The 20812-nt window shown below is 58.9% G+C and carries 24 protein-coding genes; 1 reads left to right on the top strand and 23 read right to left on the bottom strand.

The genetic code is table 11. From position 1 onward, the window contains the following. Window positions 1-85 precede the first annotated feature (85 nt). From JFT81_RS28675 to JFT81_RS28770, 20 genes are all read right to left on the bottom strand, one after another. Window positions 86-904: an SDR family oxidoreductase gene (locus tag JFT81_RS28675; protein ID WP_201231002.1), complete on the bottom strand. Its 819-nt coding sequence runs from the start codon at window positions 902-904 to the stop codon at window positions 86-88. Between the two features lie 270 nt (window positions 905-1174). Continuing rightward, window positions 1175-2050: an SMP-30/gluconolactonase/LRE family protein gene (locus JFT81_RS28680; RefSeq protein WP_201231003.1), complete on the bottom strand. Its 876-nt coding sequence runs from the start codon at window positions 2048-2050 to the stop codon at window positions 1175-1177. A 140-nt stretch (window positions 2051-2190) separates the two neighbouring features. Further along, window positions 2191-2907 carry a FadR/GntR family transcriptional regulator gene (locus tag JFT81_RS28685; protein WP_201231004.1) on the bottom strand — a complete coding sequence of 239 codons (717 nt, stop codon included), beginning with the start codon at window positions 2905-2907 and terminating at the stop codon, window positions 2191-2193. A 200-nt stretch (window positions 2908-3107) separates the two neighbouring features. Beyond that, complete coding sequence (locus tag JFT81_RS28690) at window positions 3108-3668, bottom strand: DUF1285 domain-containing protein (protein ID WP_201231005.1); 561 nt, start codon at window positions 3666-3668, stop codon at window positions 3108-3110. Window positions 3669-3683: 15 nt separating this feature from the next. Beyond that, window positions 3684-4289, bottom strand: coding sequence for a DUF4823 domain-containing protein (locus JFT81_RS28695; protein WP_201231006.1), 606 nt, complete (start codon window positions 4287-4289; stop codon window positions 3684-3686). 168 nt (window positions 4290-4457) lie between these two features. Then, on the bottom strand, window positions 4458-5426 hold the full coding sequence (locus JFT81_RS28700) for a radical SAM protein (RefSeq protein ID WP_201231007.1): 969 nt from the start codon (window positions 5424-5426) through the stop codon (window positions 4458-4460). A 137-nt stretch (window positions 5427-5563) separates the two neighbouring features. Continuing rightward, window positions 5564-6202 (bottom strand): TetR/AcrR family transcriptional regulator, encoded by a 639-nt coding sequence (locus JFT81_RS28705; RefSeq protein ID WP_007908276.1) that lies wholly within the window; start codon window positions 6200-6202, stop codon window positions 5564-5566. A 351-nt stretch (window positions 6203-6553) separates the two neighbouring features. Continuing rightward, the gene (locus JFT81_RS28710; RefSeq protein ID WP_201231008.1) at window positions 6554-7345 is read right to left on the bottom strand and encodes a TatD family hydrolase; all 792 of its coding nucleotides are present in this window, start codon (window positions 7343-7345) and stop codon (window positions 6554-6556) included. Window positions 7346-7359: 14 nt separating this feature from the next. Continuing rightward, complete coding sequence (locus tag JFT81_RS28715; protein ID WP_201231009.1) at window positions 7360-7716, bottom strand: PilZ domain-containing protein; 357 nt, start codon at window positions 7714-7716, stop codon at window positions 7360-7362. A 42-nt stretch (window positions 7717-7758) separates the two neighbouring features. Then, complete coding sequence (locus JFT81_RS28720) at window positions 7759-8742, bottom strand: DNA polymerase III subunit delta' (RefSeq protein ID WP_201231010.1); 984 nt, start codon at window positions 8740-8742, stop codon at window positions 7759-7761. Then, complete coding sequence (gene tmk / locus JFT81_RS28725; protein ID WP_201231011.1) at window positions 8735-9367, bottom strand: dTMP kinase; 633 nt, start codon at window positions 9365-9367, stop codon at window positions 8735-8737. Before tmk ends, JFT81_RS28720 begins: the two co-directional genes overlap by 8 nt. 19 nt (window positions 9368-9386) lie before the next feature. Beyond that, a complete protein-coding gene (mltG, locus tag JFT81_RS28730; RefSeq protein ID WP_201231012.1) occupies window positions 9387-10556 on the bottom strand; it encodes an endolytic transglycosylase MltG in 1170 nt (389 codons plus the stop codon). Between the two features lie 3 nt (window positions 10557-10559). Then, complete coding sequence (pabC, locus tag JFT81_RS28735) at window positions 10560-11375, bottom strand: aminodeoxychorismate lyase (protein WP_201231013.1); 816 nt, start codon at window positions 11373-11375, stop codon at window positions 10560-10562. Beyond that, window positions 11375-12619, bottom strand: a complete 1245-nt coding sequence (gene fabF / locus JFT81_RS28740) for a beta-ketoacyl-ACP synthase II (protein ID WP_201231014.1) — start codon at window positions 12617-12619, stop codon at window positions 11375-11377. The genes pabC and fabF overlap by 1 nt, the downstream gene beginning before the upstream one ends. 112 nt (window positions 12620-12731) lie before the next feature. Further along, window positions 12732-12968, bottom strand: coding sequence for an acyl carrier protein (gene acpP / locus JFT81_RS28745; RefSeq protein ID WP_003175607.1), 237 nt, complete (start codon window positions 12966-12968; stop codon window positions 12732-12734). Between the two features lie 196 nt (window positions 12969-13164). Further along, window positions 13165-13908 (bottom strand): 3-oxoacyl-ACP reductase FabG, encoded by a 744-nt coding sequence (fabG, locus tag JFT81_RS28750; RefSeq protein ID WP_008086267.1) that lies wholly within the window; start codon window positions 13906-13908, stop codon window positions 13165-13167. Window positions 13909-13924: 16 nt separating this feature from the next. After that, window positions 13925-14863 (bottom strand): ACP S-malonyltransferase, encoded by a 939-nt coding sequence (gene fabD, locus JFT81_RS28755; RefSeq protein WP_201231015.1) that lies wholly within the window; start codon window positions 14861-14863, stop codon window positions 13925-13927. A 123-nt stretch (window positions 14864-14986) separates the two neighbouring features. Next, complete coding sequence (gene plsX, locus JFT81_RS28760; protein WP_201231016.1) at window positions 14987-15997, bottom strand: phosphate acyltransferase PlsX; 1011 nt, start codon at window positions 15995-15997, stop codon at window positions 14987-14989. Between the two features lie 4 nt (window positions 15998-16001). Next, window positions 16002-16184, bottom strand: a complete 183-nt coding sequence (rpmF, locus tag JFT81_RS28765) for a 50S ribosomal protein L32 (RefSeq protein ID WP_008152339.1) — start codon at window positions 16182-16184, stop codon at window positions 16002-16004. A gap of 13 nt (window positions 16185-16197) precedes the next feature. After that, window positions 16198-16725, bottom strand: coding sequence for a YceD family protein (locus JFT81_RS28770; RefSeq protein WP_160059012.1), 528 nt, complete (start codon window positions 16723-16725; stop codon window positions 16198-16200). A 105-nt stretch (window positions 16726-16830) separates the two neighbouring features. Here JFT81_RS28770 and JFT81_RS28775 point away from each other — a divergent pair, with 105 nt between their 5' ends. Further along, complete coding sequence (locus tag JFT81_RS28775) at window positions 16831-17409, top strand: nucleoside triphosphate pyrophosphatase (protein ID WP_201231017.1); 579 nt, start codon at window positions 16831-16833, stop codon at window positions 17407-17409. Window positions 17410-17503: 94 nt separating this feature from the next. Here the strand turns inward: JFT81_RS28775 and sppA are convergent, their stop codons facing one another. Genes sppA through rluC form a run of 3 tightly spaced genes read right to left on the bottom strand, consistent with a single transcriptional unit; the run spans window position 17504 to window position 20126 of the window. Then, window positions 17504-18493 carry a signal peptide peptidase SppA gene (gene sppA / locus JFT81_RS28780; RefSeq protein ID WP_201231018.1) on the bottom strand — a complete coding sequence of 330 codons (990 nt, stop codon included), beginning with the start codon at window positions 18491-18493 and terminating at the stop codon, window positions 17504-17506. 24 nt (window positions 18494-18517) lie between these two features. Next, window positions 18518-19180, bottom strand: a complete 663-nt coding sequence (locus JFT81_RS28785) for an HAD-IA family hydrolase (RefSeq protein WP_201231019.1) — start codon at window positions 19178-19180, stop codon at window positions 18518-18520. Beyond that, window positions 19167-20126: a 23S rRNA pseudouridine(955/2504/2580) synthase RluC gene (rluC, locus tag JFT81_RS28790; RefSeq protein WP_201231020.1), complete on the bottom strand. Its 960-nt coding sequence runs from the start codon at window positions 20124-20126 to the stop codon at window positions 19167-19169. The genes JFT81_RS28785 and rluC overlap by 14 nt, the downstream gene beginning before the upstream one ends. Window positions 20127-20812: the final 686 nt, after the last annotated feature.

The following is a 20812-nucleotide window of genomic DNA, read 5'->3' on the forward strand; positions in this document are numbered from 1 at the left end:
AAGGTCCTGCAAAGCCTGTTGAAAATAGTCATATCGTATGATGATTGGATTTCAAGCGGATTTATCCGCATGAAAGCCGCAGTGCTCAGTCGTGGTACATCACCGAGCGACCACCATCGATGGTGATGCATGAAGCATTGATGAACGGCGCTTCATCACTGGCCAGCAACACTGCCGTCATCGCCACTTCCAGCGGCTGACCGATGCGTTTCGGCGGGTGCAGATCGAAGGCGCGTTGACGTTCGGCGTGCGGGTCGGCGAAACCGTTCCAGTAATCGACGTTCAGCTGGGTTTCAATGTAGCCCGGGGCGATGGCGTTGACGCGAATGCCTTTCGCCGCATATTCGATACCGAGCGCGCGGGTCAGGCCGAGCAAACCGTGTTTGGCCACCGGGTACGGGAAGCAGCCGGGAATGATGTGGCTGGAATGGGTCGAGGCAATGTTGATGATGCTGCCGACGCCCTGCTCGATCATCTGCGGCAACACCGCTTTGCAACCGAACCAGGCGCCATCGAGGTCGATGGCGAAGCAGCGATGCCAATCTTCGTCGGTCATTTCCAGCGGATCACGGAACACGTTGACCCCGGCGCAGTTGACCAGCACATCGATGCGCCCGTGCAGTTCAACGGCGCGTTTGGCCATGACGTGCAGATCATGCTGGCGCGAGACATCCGCCTTGATCGCCTGTACATCAAAGCCCTGTTCACGCCAGTGCGCGGCAACCTGCTCGACCTTCTCGGCCTGGATATCGCTGATCAGCAGTTTCGCTTGCTGCGAGGCAAATGCCGCAACGATCGCTTCACCGATGCCCTGAGCGGCGCCGGTCAGCAACACGACCTTGTTTTTCAGACGCTCGCCCTTCGGCGGCGCGGGCACCGGCGGCAGGCAAAGAGGTTCAGCCATGGATCAGAACTCCTGTTTCGCAGCCCCAAAACAACCGGGCATCTGGCGATGTCCGGTCTGGAAGGCGTATTGAATGAAACAGGCAGGCGCGGCCGACGGCTGCGGGCCGTTGCGAGACGCGGACTCCACGTGGGAGTGCGATAGAGATTCGCTGCATCACTTCACCTGTTTTGTTCTTTTTAAGTGTGAGTGCGTGTTACTGCTGCAGCCGACTATAAACCCGACCGCCAAATAATCTCAATATATAATTTTGCATCCCATATTCTGGGATCAACCAGCAAAGCGCGTGCAGAGTTTTCCGGGTACGTCGACGCGCATCGACAGCACCGCGCCATCCAGTGGATGGTTGACCGGACTCTGGGCACTGGTGATGTACAGGGTTTTCAAATCGTCGCCGCCGAACACGCAACTGGTCGGACGGCTGACGGGCAGATCAATCTTGCGGTCAACGTTGCCATCGGGCGTCAAGCGCAACAGGCAACTGCCGTCCCAACGGGCATTCCACACATAGCCTTCGGCGTCCATCGCCGAACCATCCGGGCCGCCCTGTTGATCGGGGCCGTACCAGACGTGGGCGATGTCGAGGTTACCGTCGGTGTGGATGAAATGGCGGTACAGCGTGCTGTCGAGGCTGTCGCCGAACAGCAGGGTGGTGCCGTCATCGCTCCACAGCAGCGTGTTGGGAATCCCCAGACCGCGCAGCAACGGTGTCACGCGTTTATCGGGATCGATGCGGAACAGGCCTCCGGAACGGCGGATCACCGGCAGATCCTCGCCTTGCTCGCCGATGTTGTTCTGCATGGTGCCGAGCCACAAGCGACCCTGGGCATCGCAGCGCGCTTCGTTGGGGCGATTGCCGGGTTGCGGGTCGGCGACGCAAAACAGGCTCAGGCGCGGTTCGAGGCCAGGAGAATCGAGATCGAGGCGGTAGACGCCGCTGCTCAGGATCACCAGCGCATCGCCGCTGTTGCAGGGGATGAATGCCGAAATGTGTTCAGGCATCTGCCAGATCTGTACGTTCTGGCCGATCAGGCGCAGGGCCTGTTTGCCAGCGATATCGACCCAGTACAACGCCTGGGTCGGCGCATCCCAGAACGGGCCTTCACCGAGTTGGGCGCGGTGTTGGGTCAGGGCGGTCCACGGCATATCAACTCCTTCTTTGTTGTTTTTGTACTTGATCCTGTAGGAGCAAGGCTTGCCCGCGAAAGGGCTATTACATTCGACCTTTGCGCGGACTGACACTACGCCTTCGCGGGCAAGCCCTGCTCCTACAAGGGTGTGTCTGTTCAGCCGGCTTTTTTGTCGGCCATGACTTTTGGATAAAAGCGTTTGATCGCCAGGTCGGCGTTGTCGATCAGGGTCATGCAGGCCCACACGCCGCGCGCAGAATCGCGGGCGGCGATGGCGTCGGCCATGTCTTTGTGGATCGGTAATGTGCGGCGCAGTTCATCGGGGTCGGCAGCAGACACTTCAAACGACACCGCCAGCAGCGCGCCAAGGGCCGGAACCATTTGTTCGATGAACTGATTGTGGCTCGCGGCCAGAATGCATTCGTGAAAGGCCTGATCGGCGCGGTTGTAATCAACGCCGCTGTCGACCGCGCGCTCAAGGGCGTTGTAGGCCAGTTGCACCGCATCAATCTGTGCCAGCGTCGCCCGCTCGCAAGCCCAGCGCACGGCCATCGGTTCGATGGTGCGGCGCAGGTCGAGCAGGTCATCGACGAAGTTTTCCGGCAAGCCATTGCGCGACAGCCAGCCGACCACTTGCGGATCGAATAGATTCCAGCGCCGCACCGGCAACACGCGGGTGCCGACTTTCGGCCCGACTTCGAGCATGCCTTTGGCGACAAGGGTTTTGATTGCTTCGCGGATGACGGTACGGCTGACCCCGAGCTGCTCGCCCAGATCGGCCTCGACCTTGATGGTCTGCCCCGGTTTGACCTGGCCGGCGGCTATCCAGCTGCCGAGCCAGTCGACCGTCGACGCGTGAAAGCTGCTGGACATGAACACCTCAAAGCGGATCGCGATGGATGCTCAAGCTAATGATCATATGATTAACAGTCAATCGGGATTTTTCGGGCACTGCACAAAACCAATGTGGGAACGAGCCTGCTCGCGAAAGCGTTATGTCAGTCAATACTTGGGCTGACTGATACACCGCTTTCGCGAGCAGGCTCGCTCCCACAGTTAGGGATTTGTATTGATCAGGGTTCGAGGCCGATGCGGAAGAATTCGCCGCCGCTCCAGACGCCTAGCCAGCGCTGACCGTCGATTTCACGGCTGACCGCCAACTCGACCAATTGATAGAACACGTTGCGGTGGATCAACGCTTCGAGATTAGTGCGCACATGCACGTAAGGCGCCGGCTCTTGCGTCGCCGGATCGATCTCGACCCGGATCGGATGCTCAGTCCCCGCCTCGGCAGTCTCATCGACGTTGGTGGTGAAGCGCAAAACCTGCGCCTCCCCTTCGCCTTCAACCTCGACCGCAATCGCCACGAACGGCGCGTCGTCGACTTTGATCCCGACTTTCTCGACCGGGGTGATCAGAAAGTAATCGTCGCCGTCGCGGCGCATGATCGTCGAGAACAGCTTGACCATCGGCTTGCGCCCGATCGGCGTACCCAGGTAGTACCAGGTGCCGTCACGGGCAATGCGCATGTCGATGTCGCCGCAGAAGTCCGGGTTCCACAAGTGCACCGGCGGCAAGCCTTTGGTTTTGGGGATCTGTCCCAACAGGTCATTGGCTTTTTGCGGGCCACTCATGGCGTACTCCTTGAATTACTGGTCGCTGACACCTAACAGGCTGCGTGCGTATTGGGCAAGCGGCGGGCCGATCAGGTCTTCGGGTTTGTTGTCGTGGAACGTCAGTAAACCGCCACGACTCTTGATCCGTGCAGTATCAATCAAATACTGGGTGCTGGTCTCGATCAACATGATCTGAATCACGCCGCCGTCGATGCCGAGGCGATCCACAGCTTCCTGGTCGAGCCATTCATCGGAGTTGCCGATGCGGTCGTCAGCCTTGGCAAACCGCGTGTACAGCAGATAGTGCGCACCGGCATCACGGGCTTCGCCCATTGCCTGATCGAGGCCTTCCGGCGCACGGGCGCGGCGAACCATGGGGAAGTATTCGACAAAGCTCTTGAACGCTTCTTCGGCGACCACGTTCGGCCGTGGGTAGGAACCGCCCGGCGGCGCAAACGCCCCCTGAGCGATATAGACAAACGAATCCGGCTGAATGCGGAAGTTATTCACCCGACGGCTATCGCTGTGATCCAGCAAGCCAGCATCGCTCATCTGGTAGCGAGTGCCTTCGGCCATATCGCTGACAGTCATACAGCCGCCAAGCGCCAAAACGGCCAGCAGCAAAACCAGGCTACGCATCCTATTCCTCCAGAGGCCGGTGACGGAAAACCGGCGAATGGCCGTTGGATGCAGCTTTTGCGCCAGCTCTGTTTTTTCGTTGAAGGTTAGATCGCTTTCGCGGGCAAGCCTTGCTCCTACGGTATGCGTAATCCCGTAGGAGCAAGGCTTGCCCGCGAAGAGGCCCGTTTAGCCGCCGATGATTTTCATGACTGTCGCGCCGCCGGAGAACGCCACTTCCTGCTTGTCGCCCAAGGCTTTCACCAAGAGACGTTGCAACGCCGGCAGCGCCTGGTGGCGCGGCTTGTCGAGCAGATCGCCGACATAGTGGCGGTTGCTCGACGACAGGCAACCATGCAGCCAACCGGTCGACGACAGGCGCAAGCGTGAGCAAGTCCTACAGAACGGTACGCTTTCGTTGGCAATCACGCCGAAGTTGCCCAGACCGGGGATCGCGTAGCGCACGGCCGTAGCGTCTACGGGTGCATCGGTTTGCGCATACTCGTAGCGCTCGCCGATCAGCTCAAGCAATTGTTGCAGGCTGACAAACTGTTGCAGGAACGCATTGGAGTCTTTGGCCAGATGCCCCATGCGCATCAGCTCGATGAACCGCAGTTCGAATCCGCGCGCCAGGCAGTAATCGAGCAACGGCATCACCTGATCGAGGTTCTGCCCGCGCAACGGCACCATGTTGACCTTGATCTTCATCCCCGCCGCCGCGGCCTTATCCATGCCGTCGAGGACGGTGGCCAGGTCGCCACCACGGGCGATGCTACGGAATGCCGCAGCGTCGAGGGTATCGAGGGACACGTTGATCCGACACAGACCGGCATCCACCAGCAGCGGGAGTTTTTTTGCGAGGAGTTGGCCGTTGGTGGTCAGACTGATGTCTTCGAGGCCCATCTTGCCGACGGCGGTCATGAACGATTCGAGTTTGGGGCTGACCAGCGGCTCACCGCCAGTGATGCGCAAACGCTCGATGCCGGCAGCTTCGATCAGATACTCGACGCCACGCGCCATGGCTTCGGCCGACAGTTCATCCTGCGCAGCCACCAGCCGCTTGCCGTTGGGCACGCAGTAGGTACAAGCGTAATTGCAGGCTGAGGTCAGGCTGATCCGCAAATTGCGAAAGCGCCTGCCTTGACGGTCAACGATCATGATCACTCCGGCGAAAGAATTTCGAGCCGCTAAAACTTGACTCACAAATCAAGTTTTAGCAAGCCCTATGCCTGAGTATATTCCTGCGGTACTGCGTCATGTAGCGAAACAATGGCGCAATAAGGCAGCTGAATGGCTCAGCTGCTAGGCGTTTCCGGGTCGCGCTTGCGCTTGTTGCCCATCCGCACGCCAATGTCCATCAGGAATTGGAAGAAACCTTCCTGATCTTCCAGCACATTGCTCCAGAACGGCGAGTGGTACAGCGCAACAGCGCCGTGCACCAACGCCCAGGATGCGCAGTAATGGAAGTACGGCGGCACGTCTTCGAGCTTGCCTTCACTGATACGGCCCTTGATCAGCAGGGTCAGGCGTTCAAAGTTCGAGGCACGGATCTTGTGCAGCTCCTCGACCATTTCCGGCACCTGATTACCCTTGACCACCTTCTCTTCGAGACGATCGAACAGGCGATAGCGCTGCGGGTCACGCATGCGGAATTCGAAGTAGGCGCGGGACAGCGCTTCCTTGTCCTTGTCGACATCGGCCGAATGCAGCAGCTCGTTCAAATCGCGCTCGTAATCGAGCATCAGGCGCAGATAGATCTCGGCCTTGGACTTGAAGTGCTTGTAGATCGTGCCTTTGCCGATACCGACGGCATCAGCAATCATCTCGACGGTGACACTGTCTTCACCTTGGTCGAGGAACAGCTTGAGCGCGGTATCGAGAATTTCTTGCTCGCGGCGACGAAATTCACGGACCTTACGAGGTTCTTTGTGCATAAGAAAAGGTCTGAAGGGTCAAAATTCGAAGCCGCGTATTATGCCTAACTTGCGCAAAAATGCACGGATCATCCGACCATATCTGTGTTTCTTGTTCGTTTTGAGAACGTTTTGGGCGCAATGAGAACTCAACTGAAGCAAACGTATTCCAAATTTGTTTAAAAACCCCGACCGGCCAACTGGACTGCACGCCAGACTGATCAATACTTGAACTGTCGGTCGACATCTCCCCCAAGTGTCGCGCCGATAAAGGTACCAAAGGACCGCGTGCCTTTGTTTTACTCCTAATGGTCTTAACCCGGATTCACCCCCCAGAACCCGGGTTTTTTTTGCCTGCGATTTGGCCGCCCGTTACTCGGCAGATTTAACACTGGCCAACGGAAACAGGCGTTTGAAGTTTTCGGTGGTCTGCTCGGCGAAGCGCTCGTAGCTTTCACCGCGCAACATCGCCAGAAATTCCGCCACTTCGCGCACGTACTGCGGCAGGTTCGGTTTGCCGCGATAAGGGATAGGCGCCAGATACGGCGAATCGGTTTCCACCAACAGTCGATCGGCCGGGACCTTGCTCGCGACATCGCGCAGCGCATCGGCATTGCGAAAGGTGACAATCCCCGACAGGGAGATGTAATAACCCATGTCCAAAGCAGCTTTGGCCATGTCCCAGTCTTCGGTGAAGCAATGCAGCACACCGGCCTGGGGCAGCGCCGCTTCGCGCAGCAGTTCAAGGGTATCGGCACGCGCGCCGCGGGTATGGATGATCACCGGCTTACCGGTTTGCTGCGCCGCTTGCAGGTGCAGGCGGAATGACTCCTGCTGCAACTCGGCGGCTTCCGGTTCGTAGTGATAGTCCAGACCGGTTTCACCGATCGCCACCACTTTCGGATGATTGAGTTCGTGCAGCAGCCAGTCCAGTGCCGGGGCTGCACCCGGTTGCACATCCAGTGGATGCACGCCAACCGAGCAATCGACGTCGTCATAACGCTCAGCCAGGGCTTTGACGTCGGCGGCGTTGTCGGCACTCACGCCGATGCACAGAAAGTGCCCTACGCCGCGCTGCCGGGCCGCATCGAGTGCAGCATCCAGCGAGCCGTCATGGGCGGCAAGGTCGAGGCGATCAAGGTGACAATGGGAATCTACGAGCATAAAAATACGGCTACTTACATCGTATGAGTAGGACGGTCGGACTTGAGGGCTCCGGCCAGATGGGTTTCGATGCGACTGCGAGCGGTGTTGTCGCCATCGTTGAACTGCACGCCGACACCGGCGGCGCGGTTGCCTTGCGCACCTTTGGGGGTGATCCAGGTGACCTTGCCGGCCACTGGAATCTTCTCCGCCTCGTCCATCAGGTTGAGCAGCATGAACACCTCATCGCCCAACCTGTAGCTCTTGTTGGTCGGGATGAACAGGCCACCATTCCTGATGAACGGCATGTAAGCGGCGTAAAGCACCGACTTGTCCTTGATGGTCAGGGACAAAATGCCGTTACGCGGCCCGGGGCTGACGGGTTCATTCATGATGACCTCCACTGCTGATGCTCAGAGTCTAGGTACACATTGTTATCTTTGGCCAGGCAATCCCGCCCATTGCACCAACAACGCTTCCAGCAACAAGGCCGGGTTGAGGTTGGCCTTGCTCATGACTTTCTGCCGCTGGGCGAGAATCCAGTCCTGAATCTCGAGGACTTTGCCCTGTGCCGTTTTCTGCGCGAGGTACTGCACGACCTTGCGCATATCAGTCAGCCCCAGGCCTGCCTCATCCTGAGTCAATTGATAGCGCAGGATCAGGCTCGACCAGTCGCAGAACCAGTCAAACAGACGCAGCATCGGGATGTTTTTCCATTCCTCGGCCAGTTGCGTCGGCGACTGCTGTTGCTTGAGCAACTTCTTCACACCCTCGACCACCTGCGCACGCTGTTCACGCACGCCTTGCGCTTGCAGACTGACCGCCATCAACGGCGAACCGGCGGCCAGCGTCAGCAACTCGACGCGCTCCTCAGCCGAACAGTCCGGCAGCGCCTGAGCCAGCCACTGCAGGCTCATCGCTTCGCTCGGCAGCGGACAGGCCTGTTGCACGCAACGGCTCTTGATGGTCGGCAGCAAACGACTGGTCTGATGGCTGACAAGCAGCAAAACGGTATCGCCGGATGGCTCTTCAAGGCTTTTCAGCAAGGCGTTGGCGGCGTTGATGTTCATCGACTCGACAGGCTCGATCAACACCACTTTGCGCCCGCCCAGTTGCGCGGTCTGCACCACGAAGCTGACGAGATCGCGCACCTGGTCGACCTTGATCGCCTTGTCGGCTTCCTCTGGTTCGAGGATGTAATTGTCCGGATGGCTGCCGGCCTTGAGCAGCAGACAGGATTTGCACTCGCCGCAGGCTTGCGGCGTCGGACGCTGACACAACAGGCTTGCCATCAAGCGCTCGGCCAGCGCCCGCTTGCCGATCCCGGCGGGGCCATGCAGCAGGTAGGCGTGCGCGTGCTGACTACGCCCGGCCAGTTGCTGCCAGAGGCTGTCCTGCCATGGATAGGCCTCAGCCACGGGCCAACTCCAGCAAGTTCGGGAGCAAGGTATCCAGCGATTGTTGAACATTGGCCAGTGGTTGACCGGCATCGATGCGCACATAGCGCGCAGGATCGGCTTCGGCGCGCTTCAGGAACGCACTGCGCACAGCTTCGAAAAACGCCCGTCCTTCCAGTTCAAACCGATCCAGACGGCCACGGGCACTGGCGCGGGCCAGGCCGATTTCCACCGGCAGATCGAAAATCAGCGTCAGGTCCGGACGCAGGTCGCCCTGCACGAAAGTTTCCAGCGTGGCGATACGCTCCAGCGACAAACCACGACCGCCACCCTGATAGGCATAAGTCGAATCGGTGAAACGATCGCACAGCACCACCGCGCCACGGGCCAGCGCCGGGCGGATCACTTGCGCCAAGTGCTGAGCGCGGGCGGCGAAGACCAACAGCAGTTCAGTGTCCGGGTTCATCACTTCGTCGGCCGGAGCCAGCAGCACGTCGCGAATTCGCTCGGCCAGCGGCGTACCGCCGGGCTCACGGGTCAACAGCACTTCGATACCGGCGCTACGCAGACGCTCGGCGAGGTATTCACGATTGGTGCTCTTGCCGGCGCCTTCCGGGCCTTCCAGGGTAATAAACAAGCCAGTCACAGGCAGTCCTTAATCAAAGTCATTGCGTGTTTTGTGGGGCGGCGGTTTCCGCTGCCGGCGGTTGCGCTGGCGACTGTGGCAGCGCTTGCGGCGCGGTATCCGGCGAGGCCGCGGGAATGGCGTCCTCAGCAGCCGGGGCGGCCTCAGGGGGCGCCGCTGGCGCCGGGCTGGAGCGATAATCAGCTCGCCGCTTGAGTTGGTACTCACGCACCGCACTGTTATGCGCATCGAGATCGTCGGAGAACACATGGCTGCCGTCGCCACGCGCGACGAAATACAGGCTGGTGCCTTCCACCGGATTCAGCGCCGCATGAATCGCTTCACGCCCGACCATTGCGATCGGCGTCGGCGGCAAGCCAGGAATCACGTAAGTGTTATACGCCGTTGGCTCTTTCAAATGCGCCCGGGTCAATTTGCCGGTGTAACGGTCACCCAAACCGTAGATCACTGTCGGATCGGTCTGCAACTGCATGCCCAAGGCCATCCGCCGCACGAAAACACCGGCAATCTGCCCACGTTCCTGGGGCACGCCGGTTTCCTTCTCGACCAGCGAGGCCATGATCAGCGCTTGATACGGCTCGCTGTAAGGCACATCAGCCGAACGTTTTGCCCATTCACTGGCCAGCACTTCATCGAGCCGATCGAAAGACTTTTTCAGTAATTCGGCATCGGACATGCCACGCACAAAGCGGTAGGTGTCGGGGAAGAAACGCCCTTCCGGAAACAGGCCCTTATGGCCAATCTTTGCCATGACATCGCTGTCGCTCAAACCTGTGAGGGTCTGCTCGATCTTTTCGTCCTTGGCCAACGCGGCGCGCACTTGATGGAAATTCCAGCCTTCGACCAGGGTCAGGCTGTACTGAACCACTTCGCCGCGTTTCCACAAGTCGATCAGACTGTTGACGGTCATGCCTGGCTGCATGCGGTATTCACCGCTGTGGATCGGCGTGCCGGCGAGGTTGAAACGCCAATAGACCCGAAGCCAGAACGCGTCCTTGATGACGCCATCGGTTTCCAGTCCAAGGAGAGTACGGGTTGGGGTCGAGCCTTTCGGCACATCCAGCAGTTCTTCCTGCGTGATGTTCAGGGGCTGTTCCAGCGCAGAATTAATCTTCCAGGCGCTGGCGCCCAGCAGCAGCCCTGCCAGAACCAATCCGGTTTCCAGCAGCAGCAAGAGTTTACGTCTCACGAATCAGGCATCCAGTAGGGCGCGGGAAATGGTTTGCAGTTTACGGGTGAGCGGGCCAACCGACCAGCTCAGTGCAGCGTAGGCGCGTACCGGCCAGACGCCATACACGCTGTTGCAGAGAAAGACTTCATCAGCCCATTGCAGCTGTTCGAGGTTGATGTCGGCGATTTGCGAGGGGATCGCCAATGACTCGGCCTGAAACAAAATTTCGGCGCGCATCACACCCGCGACACCGCAGCGTTTCAGATCCGGGGTGATCAACACACCGTCACGCACCAGGAACAGATTGCTGAACACCCCCTCAATGACGCGACCGGCCTGGTCGAGCATCAAGCCTTCGGCATGCTCGCTGTCCTGCCATTCGGCGCGGGCGAGGACCTGTTCCAGTCGGTTGAGGTGTTTCAGTCCGGCGAGCAAAGGCTGATGGCTCAAACGTGTGCTGCACGGAAACAGGCGTACACCTTGTTCGCCGTGAACGGCGGGATAGGCCGCAGGAGGATTGCTTTGCAGAATACGTCGCCCCGGCGCCGCAGGATCGGGCGCGTAACCTCGCAAACCGTCGCCACGGCTGAGGATGAGCTTGAGCACGCCCTCGCCCATCGCTGCCGCGTAGCTCAGCAACTCCTGGCGAATCAGTTCGATATCCGCCGCGATGGCCAGACGCGAACAGCCGTCGGCCAAACGCGCCAGATGGCGATCCAGCAACAGCGGCTGGCCGCCGCGCACGGCGATGGTCTCGAACAGACCATCGCCGTAAGCCAGGCCGCGATCTTTCAGCGACAGAGCGTCAGCCGGTTGACCGTCGACCCAGCTGTCCATCAGCCGGCGAACCGACGGAACGCCAAGGTGCCGTTCGTGCCGCCAAAACCGAAGGAGTTGGACAGCACGACATCGATGTCCATGTTGCGCGCAGTGTGCGGCACGAAATCGAGATCGCAGCCTTCGTCCGGCTCTTCGAGGTTGATGGTCGGCGGTGCCACCTGGCTGTTGATTGCCAGCACACTGAAAATCGCCTCTACCGCGCCCGCCGCACCCAACAGGTGACCGGTCATGGACTTGGTGGAGCTGACCGCCAGTTTGTACGCGTGGTCGCCGAATACACTCTTCAGCGCATTTGCTTCGGCAAGGTCACCGGCTGGCGTCGAAGTACCGTGGGCGTTGATGTATTGCACTTGATCGGCGTTGATCTTCGCATCGCGTAGCGCATTGGTGATGCAGCGCGCTGCACCGGCGCCGTCGGCAGGTGGCGAGGTCATGTGGAACGCATCGCCGCTGGTACCGAAACCGATCAACTCGGCGTAGATGGTCGCACCGCGAGCCTTGGCGTGTTCCAGCTCTTCGAGCACCAGAGCACCGGCACCGTCGGACAGCACGAAACCATCTCGGCCCTTGTCCCACGGACGGCTGGCACGGGTTGGCTCATCATTGCGAGTCGACAGTGCACGGGATGCGCCGAAGCCGCCCATGCCGAGACCGCACGCGGCCATTTCGGCACCGCCGGCGATCATCACGTCGGCTTCGTCGTACATGATGTTGCGCGCCGCCATGCCAATACAGTGCGTACCGGTGGTACATGCAGTGGCGATAGCGTAGTTAGGCCCCTGTGCACCCAGATGGATGGACAGGAAGCCGGAAATCATATTGATGATCGAGCCTGGCACGAAGAATGGCGAAATTCGACGCGGACCCGTCTCATGCAGAGTACGGCTGGTTTCTTCGATGTTGGTCAGACCGCCGATACCCGAACCCATGGCCACGCCAATGCGCTCACGGTTGGCGTCGGTGACTTCCAGACCCGAGTTGCGAACCGCCTGAAAACCCGCTGCGAGACCGTACTGAATGAACAGATCGAGCTTGCGTGCTTCCTTGACCGACAGGTATTCCTCGACATTGAAGCCCTTCACCGAGCCGCCAAAGCGGGTGGAATAGGCAGAAAGGTCGGTGTGTTCGATCAGACCAATGCCACTGCGGCCAGCCAGAATGCCCTGCCAACTGCTCGGCACATCCGTGCCCAGTGGCGACAACATACCCATACCGGTGACTACGACGCGTCTACGCGACACAGCACTCTCCTTTTTTCAAATGACGACGACTTTGCATCAGGCCTAAAGAAAAAACCGCACGCCATGATGGCAGTGCGGTTTTTCCATGACAGCAAACAACGATTACAAACTATTACGCCTGGTGGCTAGTAACGTAGTCGATTGCAGCTTGTACAGTAGTGATCTTCTCAGCTTCTTCGTCAGGGATTTCGGTCTCGAATTCCTCTTCCAGAGCCATCACCAGCTCAACGGTGTCAAGGGAGTCGGCACCCAGGTCTTCAACGAAGGAAGCAGTGTTAACCACTTCTTCTTCTTTAACGCCCAGTTGCTCGGCAACGATTTTCTTGACGCGCTCTTCGATGGTGCTCATACCTTGTTTTCACTCCTAATGGACAAATTCAGGCAGCTGGCCAGTGGGTAAGTGTATAGAAAGACTTTTCAGCTTTTCAACTGAAAGCTTCACTCCTCAAACCCTGCGGCCCTCTGCCTATAAATAGATTGCAGCTTTATAACGGATTTTAGACAGCTCGTATGACATTTTTTTGAAGCAATCCGTCACATTTTACTTACATGTACATCCCACCGTTCACCGGGATTGTAGCCCCAGTGACGTATGCCGCACCGTCGGATGCAAGAAAAGCGACCACAGAGGCGATCTCTTGAGCTTGTCCCAGACGACCCAGCGGAATCTGCGTCTGCAAGGCTTCACGCTGTGCTTCCGGCAGCTCGCGGGTCATATCGGTGTCGATGAACCCTGGGGTTACCGAGTTGACCGTAATCGAACGCGAACCGACTTCACGCGCCATTGCACGGCTGAAACCTTCCAGACCGGCCTTGGCGGCTGCATAGTTTACTTGGCCAGCGTTGCCCATTGCACCCACCACCGAGCCAATACTGATAATTCGGCCCCAACGCGCCTTGGTCATGCCGCGCAGAACGCCCTTGGACAGGCGGAATAGACTGTTCAGGTTGGTATCGATCACGTCGTACCACTCATCGTCTTTCATGCGCATCATCAGGTTATCGCGGGTGATACCGGCATTATTGACCAGGATCGCCACTGGCGCACCGAACTGTTCCTGAATGCTCGCCAACACCGCGCTGACCGATTCGTCGCTGGTGACATTGAGTTCCAGGCCAGTGCCTTGAATACCGTTTTCCTTCAGGGTCGCGGCAATGCGCTCAGCGCCCGAAGCGGAAGTCGCGGTGCCCACTACGATGGCGCCCTGACGACCCAGTTCCAATGCGATGGCCTGGCCGATACCGCGGCTTGCACCGGTGACCAGTGCAACTTTACCTTGCAGACTCATGCAAGTTTCTCCTGATTCAGGCTTGCGCTGCACGAGCGGCAGCGAAAGCGTCTGGGGTATTGAGGTTGGAAGTCGCAACGCCTTCGGCGCAACGTTTGTTCAGACCGGCCAGCACTTTGCCCGGGCCGCATTCGACCAGATTGGTCGCGCCCTTGGCGGCCAGCGTCTGTACCGACTCGACCCAGCGTACTGGCTTGTAGAGTTGTTCGAGCAGATCACGCTTGAGGGTTTCCAGATCGGCCGGCACTTGCGCGCTGACGTTCTGCACCAGCGGAATCTGTGGCGCCTGCCAGTCGATGGCGGCGATGGATTCGGCAAAACGCTCGGCGGCCGGGCGCATCAGTTCGCAGTGCGATGGCACGCTGACCGGCAGTGGCATGGCACGCTTGGCGCCACGAGCCTTGCAGCCTTCGATGGCGCGCTCCACAGCAGCCTTGGCACCTGCGATAACCACTTGGCCTGGAGAGTTGAAGTTCACCGCGCTGACCACTTCGCCTTGCGCTGCTTCAACGCAGGCTGCCAGCACGTCTGCGTCTTCCAGACCGAGGATGGCAGCCATGCCGCCCTGCCCGGCTGGAACAGCTTCCTGCATTAACTGACCACGGCGCTCAACGAGCTTTACCGCATCAGCCAGCGTCAGGCTACCGGCAGCAACCAGTGCACTGTATTCACCCAGGCTGTGACCGGCAACGAATGCCGGACGCGCGCCACCTTCAGCCAGCCACAGACGCCACAGAGCGATCGAAGCGGTCAGAATGGCCGGTTGGGTTTTATCGGTTTGATTGAGCAGCTCTTCCGGGCCCTGCTGGGTCAACGCCCACAGGTCATAGCCCAGAGCATCGGATGCTTCTTTGAAAGTTTCGAGGATCAGCGGATGTTGCGCGCCCAACTCGGCCAGCATGCCGAGGGACTGCGAACCCTGTCCTGGAAAGACGAATGCGAGGGAAGCAGACATGTAACAAGCCCCTAATGATCTTGTCGCCGGAAAATGACGCCCCGCTTGGGGACGCAAGAAACTGACAGTTGGATGGCCCTTTGAACCGGGCGGTCACATTTAAGCATTGTCCGACGAAAACGCCTAAGACAACAAATCCCCCAGACGACCGTGGAGGCGCTCGGGCAAGTTCTCCTGAATCTCGATCAGCGCACGCTGAATCGCACTCTGAAAGCCCTGAACCCCGGCCGAACCGTGACTTTTCACCACAATGCCCTGCAGACCGAGGAAGCTTGCGCCGTTATGTCGCGCCGGTGCCAGATCAGCCTGCAAACGCTTCATCAAGGGCAACGCCAAAGCGCCAACAACACGGGAGGCGAAGTTCTTTTTGAACAGCGCCTCAATGCGCGCAGCGATCATCGTCGCCAGCCCTTCGCTGGACTTGAGCAGAATGTTGCCGACGAAACCGTCACAAACCACCACGTCAGCCTCACCGCGATACAACCCATCACCTTCAATGAAGCCGATGTAGTTGATGCCTCGGGCGGCCTGCAGCAGCGTCGCCGCCAGCTTGACCTGCTGATTGCCCTTGATGTCTTCGGTGCCGATATTCAGCAGCGCCACACGCGGACGGGCGATACCCAGCGTCTGCGCCGCGACAGAGCCCATCACCGCGAACTGCAACAGATGTTCGGCACTGCAATCGACGTTGGCGCCCAGGTCGAGCAATTGGCAATAACCCTTCTGCGTCGGAATCGCCGCAACCATTGCCGGCCGGTCAATGCCTGGCAAGGTTTTCAGCACAAACCGCGACAGGGCCATCAACGCACCGGTATTGCCAGCGCTGACACAGGCCTGAGCCTTGCCATCACGCACCAGCTCAAGGGCGATACGCATTGACGAGTCCGGCTTGCCACGCAAGGCCTGGGTCGGTTTTTCGTCCATGGTGATGACTTCGCTTGCCGCAACAATCGTCAGGCGCGCGCGATCGGCAGCCGATTGGCCGTTGATCAGTTCTTCGAGAAGGGAGGGTTGACCGACGAGGGTCAGGTGCAGCGAGGGCGTAGCAGACAGGCAAGCGAGGCTGGCCTGAACAATGCTGCGGGGACCGAAGTCCCCGCCCATTGCGTCAATCGCGATGACTTGAGCAGACAAGTGATTACTCGTCAGCGCCCTTGTCGATCACTTTACGGCCACGGTATACGCCTTCTGGCGATACGTGGTGACGCAGGTGAATTTCACCGGTGGTTTTTTCTACAGACAGAGTGCTTGCCGTCAGGGCGTCGTGCGAACGACGCATGTCACGGGCAGAGCGGGATTTTTTGTTCTGCTGAACAGCCATAATTGATTAACTCCTAAACGTTTGGGTCACGCTTTAACTGCGCCAATACACTGAACGGGTTGGACCGCGTTGACTCGTCCTCGCTCGGTTCGGGCTCATCGAGACCCGCCGGCTGCTGGCATTCTTCCGGATGATGAGCAGGCACGATAGGCAAGGCGAGCAAAAGCTCCTCCTCGACCAGTGACTGCAGATCCAATGGATCTTCGCCCAGTTCCAGCACGTCATAACCTTTCGGTAACGACTGGGTATTCGCACCCTCCTTCACCACAGCGTAACTGCATTCGCTATGGATCGGCAGGGTGACCAGCTCAAGACAACGCTGGCAAACCATTTTGACCTCGGTGTCGATAAAGCTGTGGATTACCACAGATTTACGTTCATCTCGTTCAAAAACGAATTTCGCCTGCACCGTACCGACATTGTCGGAAAGCGGGTCGCAGAGTCTCTCCAAATCGGCCAGCAGCATTTCACCTTGAAGGGTGGTGCCACGGTCAGCCAATTTGCGCGGGTCAACGTGAGGTGGAATCGGGTCATTCAACATAGGCGCAGCATTATAGGGATGCACCCACCCATGTCAAAGGAAATTGTGCCCTGTCCGTCACTTGCGTGCCTCCGCTAGAATTCATACCTGCCTCAGGAGACGCGAATGCTGCCTTTATTACTCGCTTCAAGCTCGACCTATCGTCGCGAATTACTCGCCCGCCTGCACCTGCCGTTCGTCTGCAGCTCGCCGGACATCGATGAAAGCCACCGCCCGGACGAGTCCGCCACCGACCTGGTCAAACGCCTCGCCGAACAAAAAGCCCGGGCCTTGGCTGCCAGCCACCCCGCTCATCTGATTATCGGCTCCGATCAGGTTGCCGTACTCGGCGAGCAGATCATCGGCAAGCCACACACCTTCGAGAAGGCCCGCGAGCAACTGCTGGCCGCCAGTGGCGCCAGCGTGACCTTCCTGACCGGTCTGGCACTGCTCAACAGCCACACCGGCCAATGCCAGGTCGACTGCGTGCCGTTTACCGTAAACATGCGCCAGCTCGATCAGGCGAGTATCGAACGTTATCTGCGCATCGAGCAGCCGTACGACTGCGCCGGCAGCTTCAAGGCTGAAGGGTTGGGGGTGAGTCTGTTCCAGTCCACCGAAGGCCCGGATGCCACCAGCCTGATCGGCCTGCCACTGATTCGCCTGATCGACATGCTGCTGGCTGAAGGCGTGCAGATTCCATAAAGCAAAAGATCGCAGCCTGCGGCGCTTCCTACAGGTTTTTACATTCCCATGTCGGAGCTGCCGCAGGCTGCGATCTTTTGATCTTTACAACGAATCAGCGCAACGAAGGCCCGTGGAAACCCATCCACATCGCCAACTGCTCAGCCACGCTGGCACCGAGCTTTTTCGAGAAGCGGTCGAACGGCGATTCCTGAACTGTGAAGTCCACCAGTTCTTTCTCGCCAATCACATCACGCGCTACCGAACTGGCGTTACCCAGGCCATCGATCAAACCCAGCGGCAGCGCCTGCTCACCCGACCAGACCAACCCGGAGAACAGCTCCGGATGCTCTTTGTCCTTCAGGCGATCGCCACGCCCCTGCTTGACGCTGTTGATGAACTGCTTGTGCGTGGTGTCGAGCACGCTCTGCCAGAACGCGGTTTCTTCAGGCTTCTGCGGCTGGAACGGATCGAGAAACGATTTGTGCTCGCCCGAAGTGTACGTACGACGTTCAACACCAAGCTTCTCCATGGTGCCGACAAAACCATAACCCGCCGCCGTCACACCGATGGAGCCGACCAGACTGGCCTTGTCGGCATAGATCTGATCCGCCGCGCTGGCGATGTAATAGGCACCGGACGCACCCAGATCGGAAATCACCGCATACACCTTGATGTCCGGATGCAGGCCGCGCAGACGCTTGATCTCGTCATAGACATAACCCGATTGCACCGGGCTGCCACCCGGGCTGTTGATCCGCAGGATCACACCCTTAACCTTCTTGTCCTCGAACGCCGCGCGCAGACTGCCGACGATATTGTCGGCACTGGCCGACTCCTTGTCGGCAATCACACCAGTGACGTCGATCAGCGCGGTGTAGTTAGAACTACGAGTGGCGCTTTTCTCCATATCCATCAACGGCGTGAACAGGATCAGCGCAACAAACAGATAAACAAACGTCAGCAGCTTGAAAAAAATCCCCCAACGCCGCGAACGACGCTGCTCCTGCACACCGGCAAGCAGAGTTTTCTCCAACAGCTTCCAGCTCTTCTCGTCACCGCCGTCGGCACTTGCCTTGGCCGGTGCTTTCCATTCGTCGGTCATGCCATCCACCCCAGCAAAAACGTATTAAGCCTGCTGCGCCAGCCAGGCATGCAATTCAGAAAAACGGTCGATCGACAGGCGCGGTTCGAACTGCTGCAGCGACTCGATCGATTGCGCGCCATAACTGACCGCCACCGAATCCATCCCCGCATTACGCGCCATCAGCAGATCGAACGACGAGTCACCGACCATCAGCGCCTGCTCCGCACGCACACCACAATGCGCAAGGATCTGCTCCAGCATCAGAGGGTGCGGCTTGCTCGCAGTTTCATCGGCAGCACGGGTGATATCGAAATATTCTTCCCAGCCATTGGCCTTGAGCACGCGATCCAGCCCGCGACGATTCTTGCCGGTCGCCACAGCCAGGTGATAACCCTGCTCGCGAAAGGACGCCATCGACTCGACGACGCCCTCGAACAACGGCGAAGGCACGGCTTCGGCGGCGATGTAGTGATCGGCGTAATACTCGCGAAACAAGGTCATTTCGGCGTCGCTGATTTCCGGATACAAGGTGCGGATTGCCTCAGGCAGACCCAGGCCGATGATGCCTTTGACAGCAAAATCATCGCGCAACTCGAAACCGGAGCGCCCGGATGCAGAATGCATCGCCTCGACGATCCGATGGATGGAATCGGCCAGCGTGCCGTCCCAATCGAAAATCAGCAGTTTGTAATCAGACGGGCGCACTCAATCGCTCCACGGTCTTGGCCCACATTTCATCGACCGGCGCCTGCAAGGTCAGCTTGCCGCCATCGGGCAGCGGCACGGTCAGCATGTAGGCGTGCAGGAACAGACGCTTGCCACCCAGATCGCGGATTTCCTTGGTGAAACCCTCGTCGCCATACTTGCTGTCGCCGGCAATGCAATGGCCGGCATGCAGAGTATGGACGCGAATCTGGTGGGTACGACCGGTGACCGGCTTGGCCTCGACCATGGTGGCGAAATCACCGAAGCGGCGCAGCACCTTGAACATTGTCAGGGCTTCCTTGCCTTCTTCGTTGACCTCAACCATGCGCTCACCGGAACGCAAATTGCTCTTGAGCAATGGCGCGCTGACCTTCTTGATCGAGGTCGCCCAGTTGCCGCGCACCAGCGCCATGTAGCGCTTGTCGATACCATCGCCGCGCAACTGCTCGTGCAAGTGGCGCAACATGCTGCGCTTCTTGGCGATCATCAGCAGGCCAGAGGTGTCACGGTCGAGACGGTGCACCAGCTCCAGCTCTTTGGCGTCGGGACGCAACTGACGAAAGGCTTCGATCACGCCAAAATTCAAGCCGCTGCCGCCGTGAACCGCAATGCCGGCAGGCTTGTTGATCACGATCAGGGCTTTGTCTTCGAAGACGATCGAGGCTTCCAGGCGCTGCAACAGCCCCTGAGCCAATGGCACTGGTTCGTCGCGCTCAGGCACGCGAACCGGCGGCACGCGCACGATGTCACCTGCCTGCAGCTTGTATTCGGGCTTGATCCGACCCTTGTTCACACGCACTTCGCCTTTGCGCAAAATGCGGTAAATCAAAGTCTTGGGCACGCCTTTGAGCCGGGCGAGGAGAAAATTGTCGATTCGTTGGCCGGCATACTCCGGCGAGACTTCAAGCAGTTGAACGCCTGGAGTCGAAGGGGCAGTAGTTGTCATGCCGCGGATGATAACAATTTTTATGGAATTGAAGCACTTAATCATTGCTGCTATAGTCGCGAACGCCGCCAAAAGCGGCCTGGACAGCGGCACCACGGTCAAAAACCGGCCCTGACCAACGCAATTCACCAGGACGCGAGGCCGTCCTACGGGGCTTTCGCTACGTAACGGTGGAGTTTGCAGTTGTAACGAGCGCAGGTGACATGAGGCCTGAATTACACCGCCGAGCAGAGTTTTTACTCGCCTGGCAGGCAGATATTCACGGCCAGTTCACAAAGTGCAGTCAGCTGCAAATGACCCCGAGCGAAGGTTTCGGAAACACCGCCTGAATTAGCCATGATGCGTGACCTCCCCTTTCGGAGCTCACGGTAAATGCCAACCCGCTGCGGATTCTGCGCGCGGCAGCACCCGAATTATCAGGGATACGTGTAGGGTGGAGATGCACAACCGCCGGACTGTGTAGCAATAGGCTTTATCAAGACGCTTCATCTCGTCCACAGCCGCTGGTTGATTCCTCCTCCTGACTGAGTGCTTAAGTAGCCACAGCAAGCAGGACGCGTACGTCGCGACATCGGCCCAATTGGCCGCATATCGCTGGACACGGGAATGGCCAACCACTCCCGACGCACCTGACACCGACCGTGAGAAGTCGTGTGTGCCGAACGCCGTTTCCGGCAGCCCGGAAA

This window comes from Pseudomonas sp. TH43 (assembly GCF_016650635.1).
In the GTDB taxonomy this organism is placed as follows: Bacteria; Pseudomonadota; Gammaproteobacteria; order Pseudomonadales; family Pseudomonadaceae; genus Aquipseudomonas.

Bases quoted from the DNA above. Each gene is read 5' to 3' on its own strand.
- JFT81_RS28705 (WP_007908276.1), bottom strand. From the start codon at position 6,202: ATGCACAAAGAACCTCGTAAGGTCCGTGAATTTCGTCGCCGCGAGCAA.
- fabG (WP_008086267.1), bottom strand. From the start codon at position 13,908: ATGAGTCTGCAAGGTAAAGTTGCACTGGTCACCGGTGCAAGCCGCGGT.
- rluC (WP_201231020.1), bottom strand. From the start codon at position 20,126: ATGACAACTACTGCCCCTTCGACTCCAGGCGTTCAACTGCTTGAAGTC.
- JFT81_RS28685 (WP_201231004.1), bottom strand. From the start codon at position 2,907: ATGTCCAGCAGCTTTCACGCGTCGACGGTCGACTGGCTCGGCAGCTGG.
- JFT81_RS28770 (WP_160059012.1), bottom strand. From the start codon at position 16,725: ATGTTGAATGACCCGATTCCACCTCACGTTGACCCGCGCAAATTGGCT.
- acpP (WP_003175607.1), bottom strand. From the start codon at position 12,968: ATGAGCACCATCGAAGAGCGCGTCAAGAAAATCGTTGCCGAGCAACTG.
- fabD (WP_201231015.1), bottom strand. From the start codon at position 14,863: ATGTCTGCTTCCCTCGCATTCGTCTTTCCAGGACAGGGTTCGCAGTCC.
- pabC (WP_201231013.1), bottom strand. From the start codon at position 11,375: ATGGACAGCTGGGTCGACGGTCAACCGGCTGACGCTCTGTCGCTGAAA.
- JFT81_RS28695 (WP_201231006.1), bottom strand. From the start codon at position 4,289: ATGCGTAGCCTGGTTTTGCTGCTGGCCGTTTTGGCGCTTGGCGGCTGT.
- JFT81_RS28690 (WP_201231005.1), bottom strand. From the start codon at position 3,668: ATGAGTGGCCCGCAAAAAGCCAATGACCTGTTGGGACAGATCCCCAAA.
- sppA (WP_201231018.1), bottom strand. From the start codon at position 18,493: ATGACCGACGAATGGAAAGCACCGGCCAAGGCAAGTGCCGACGGCGGT.
- JFT81_RS28710 (WP_201231008.1), bottom strand. From the start codon at position 7,345: ATGCTCGTAGATTCCCATTGTCACCTTGATCGCCTCGACCTTGCCGCC.
- JFT81_RS28680 (WP_201231003.1), bottom strand. From the start codon at position 2,050: ATGCCGTGGACCGCCCTGACCCAACACCGCGCCCAACTCGGTGAAGGC.
- rpmF (WP_008152339.1), bottom strand. From the start codon at position 16,184: ATGGCTGTTCAGCAGAACAAAAAATCCCGCTCTGCCCGTGACATGCGT.
- JFT81_RS28675 (WP_201231002.1), bottom strand. From the start codon at position 904: ATGGCTGAACCTCTTTGCCTGCCGCCGGTGCCCGCGCCGCCGAAGGGC.
- JFT81_RS28700 (WP_201231007.1), bottom strand. From the start codon at position 5,426: ATGATCGTTGACCGTCAAGGCAGGCGCTTTCGCAATTTGCGGATCAGC.
- JFT81_RS28775 (WP_201231017.1), top strand. From the start codon at position 16,831: ATGCTGCCTTTATTACTCGCTTCAAGCTCGACCTATCGTCGCGAATTA.
- JFT81_RS28715 (WP_201231009.1), bottom strand. From the start codon at position 7,716: ATGAATGAACCCGTCAGCCCCGGGCCGCGTAACGGCATTTTGTCCCTG.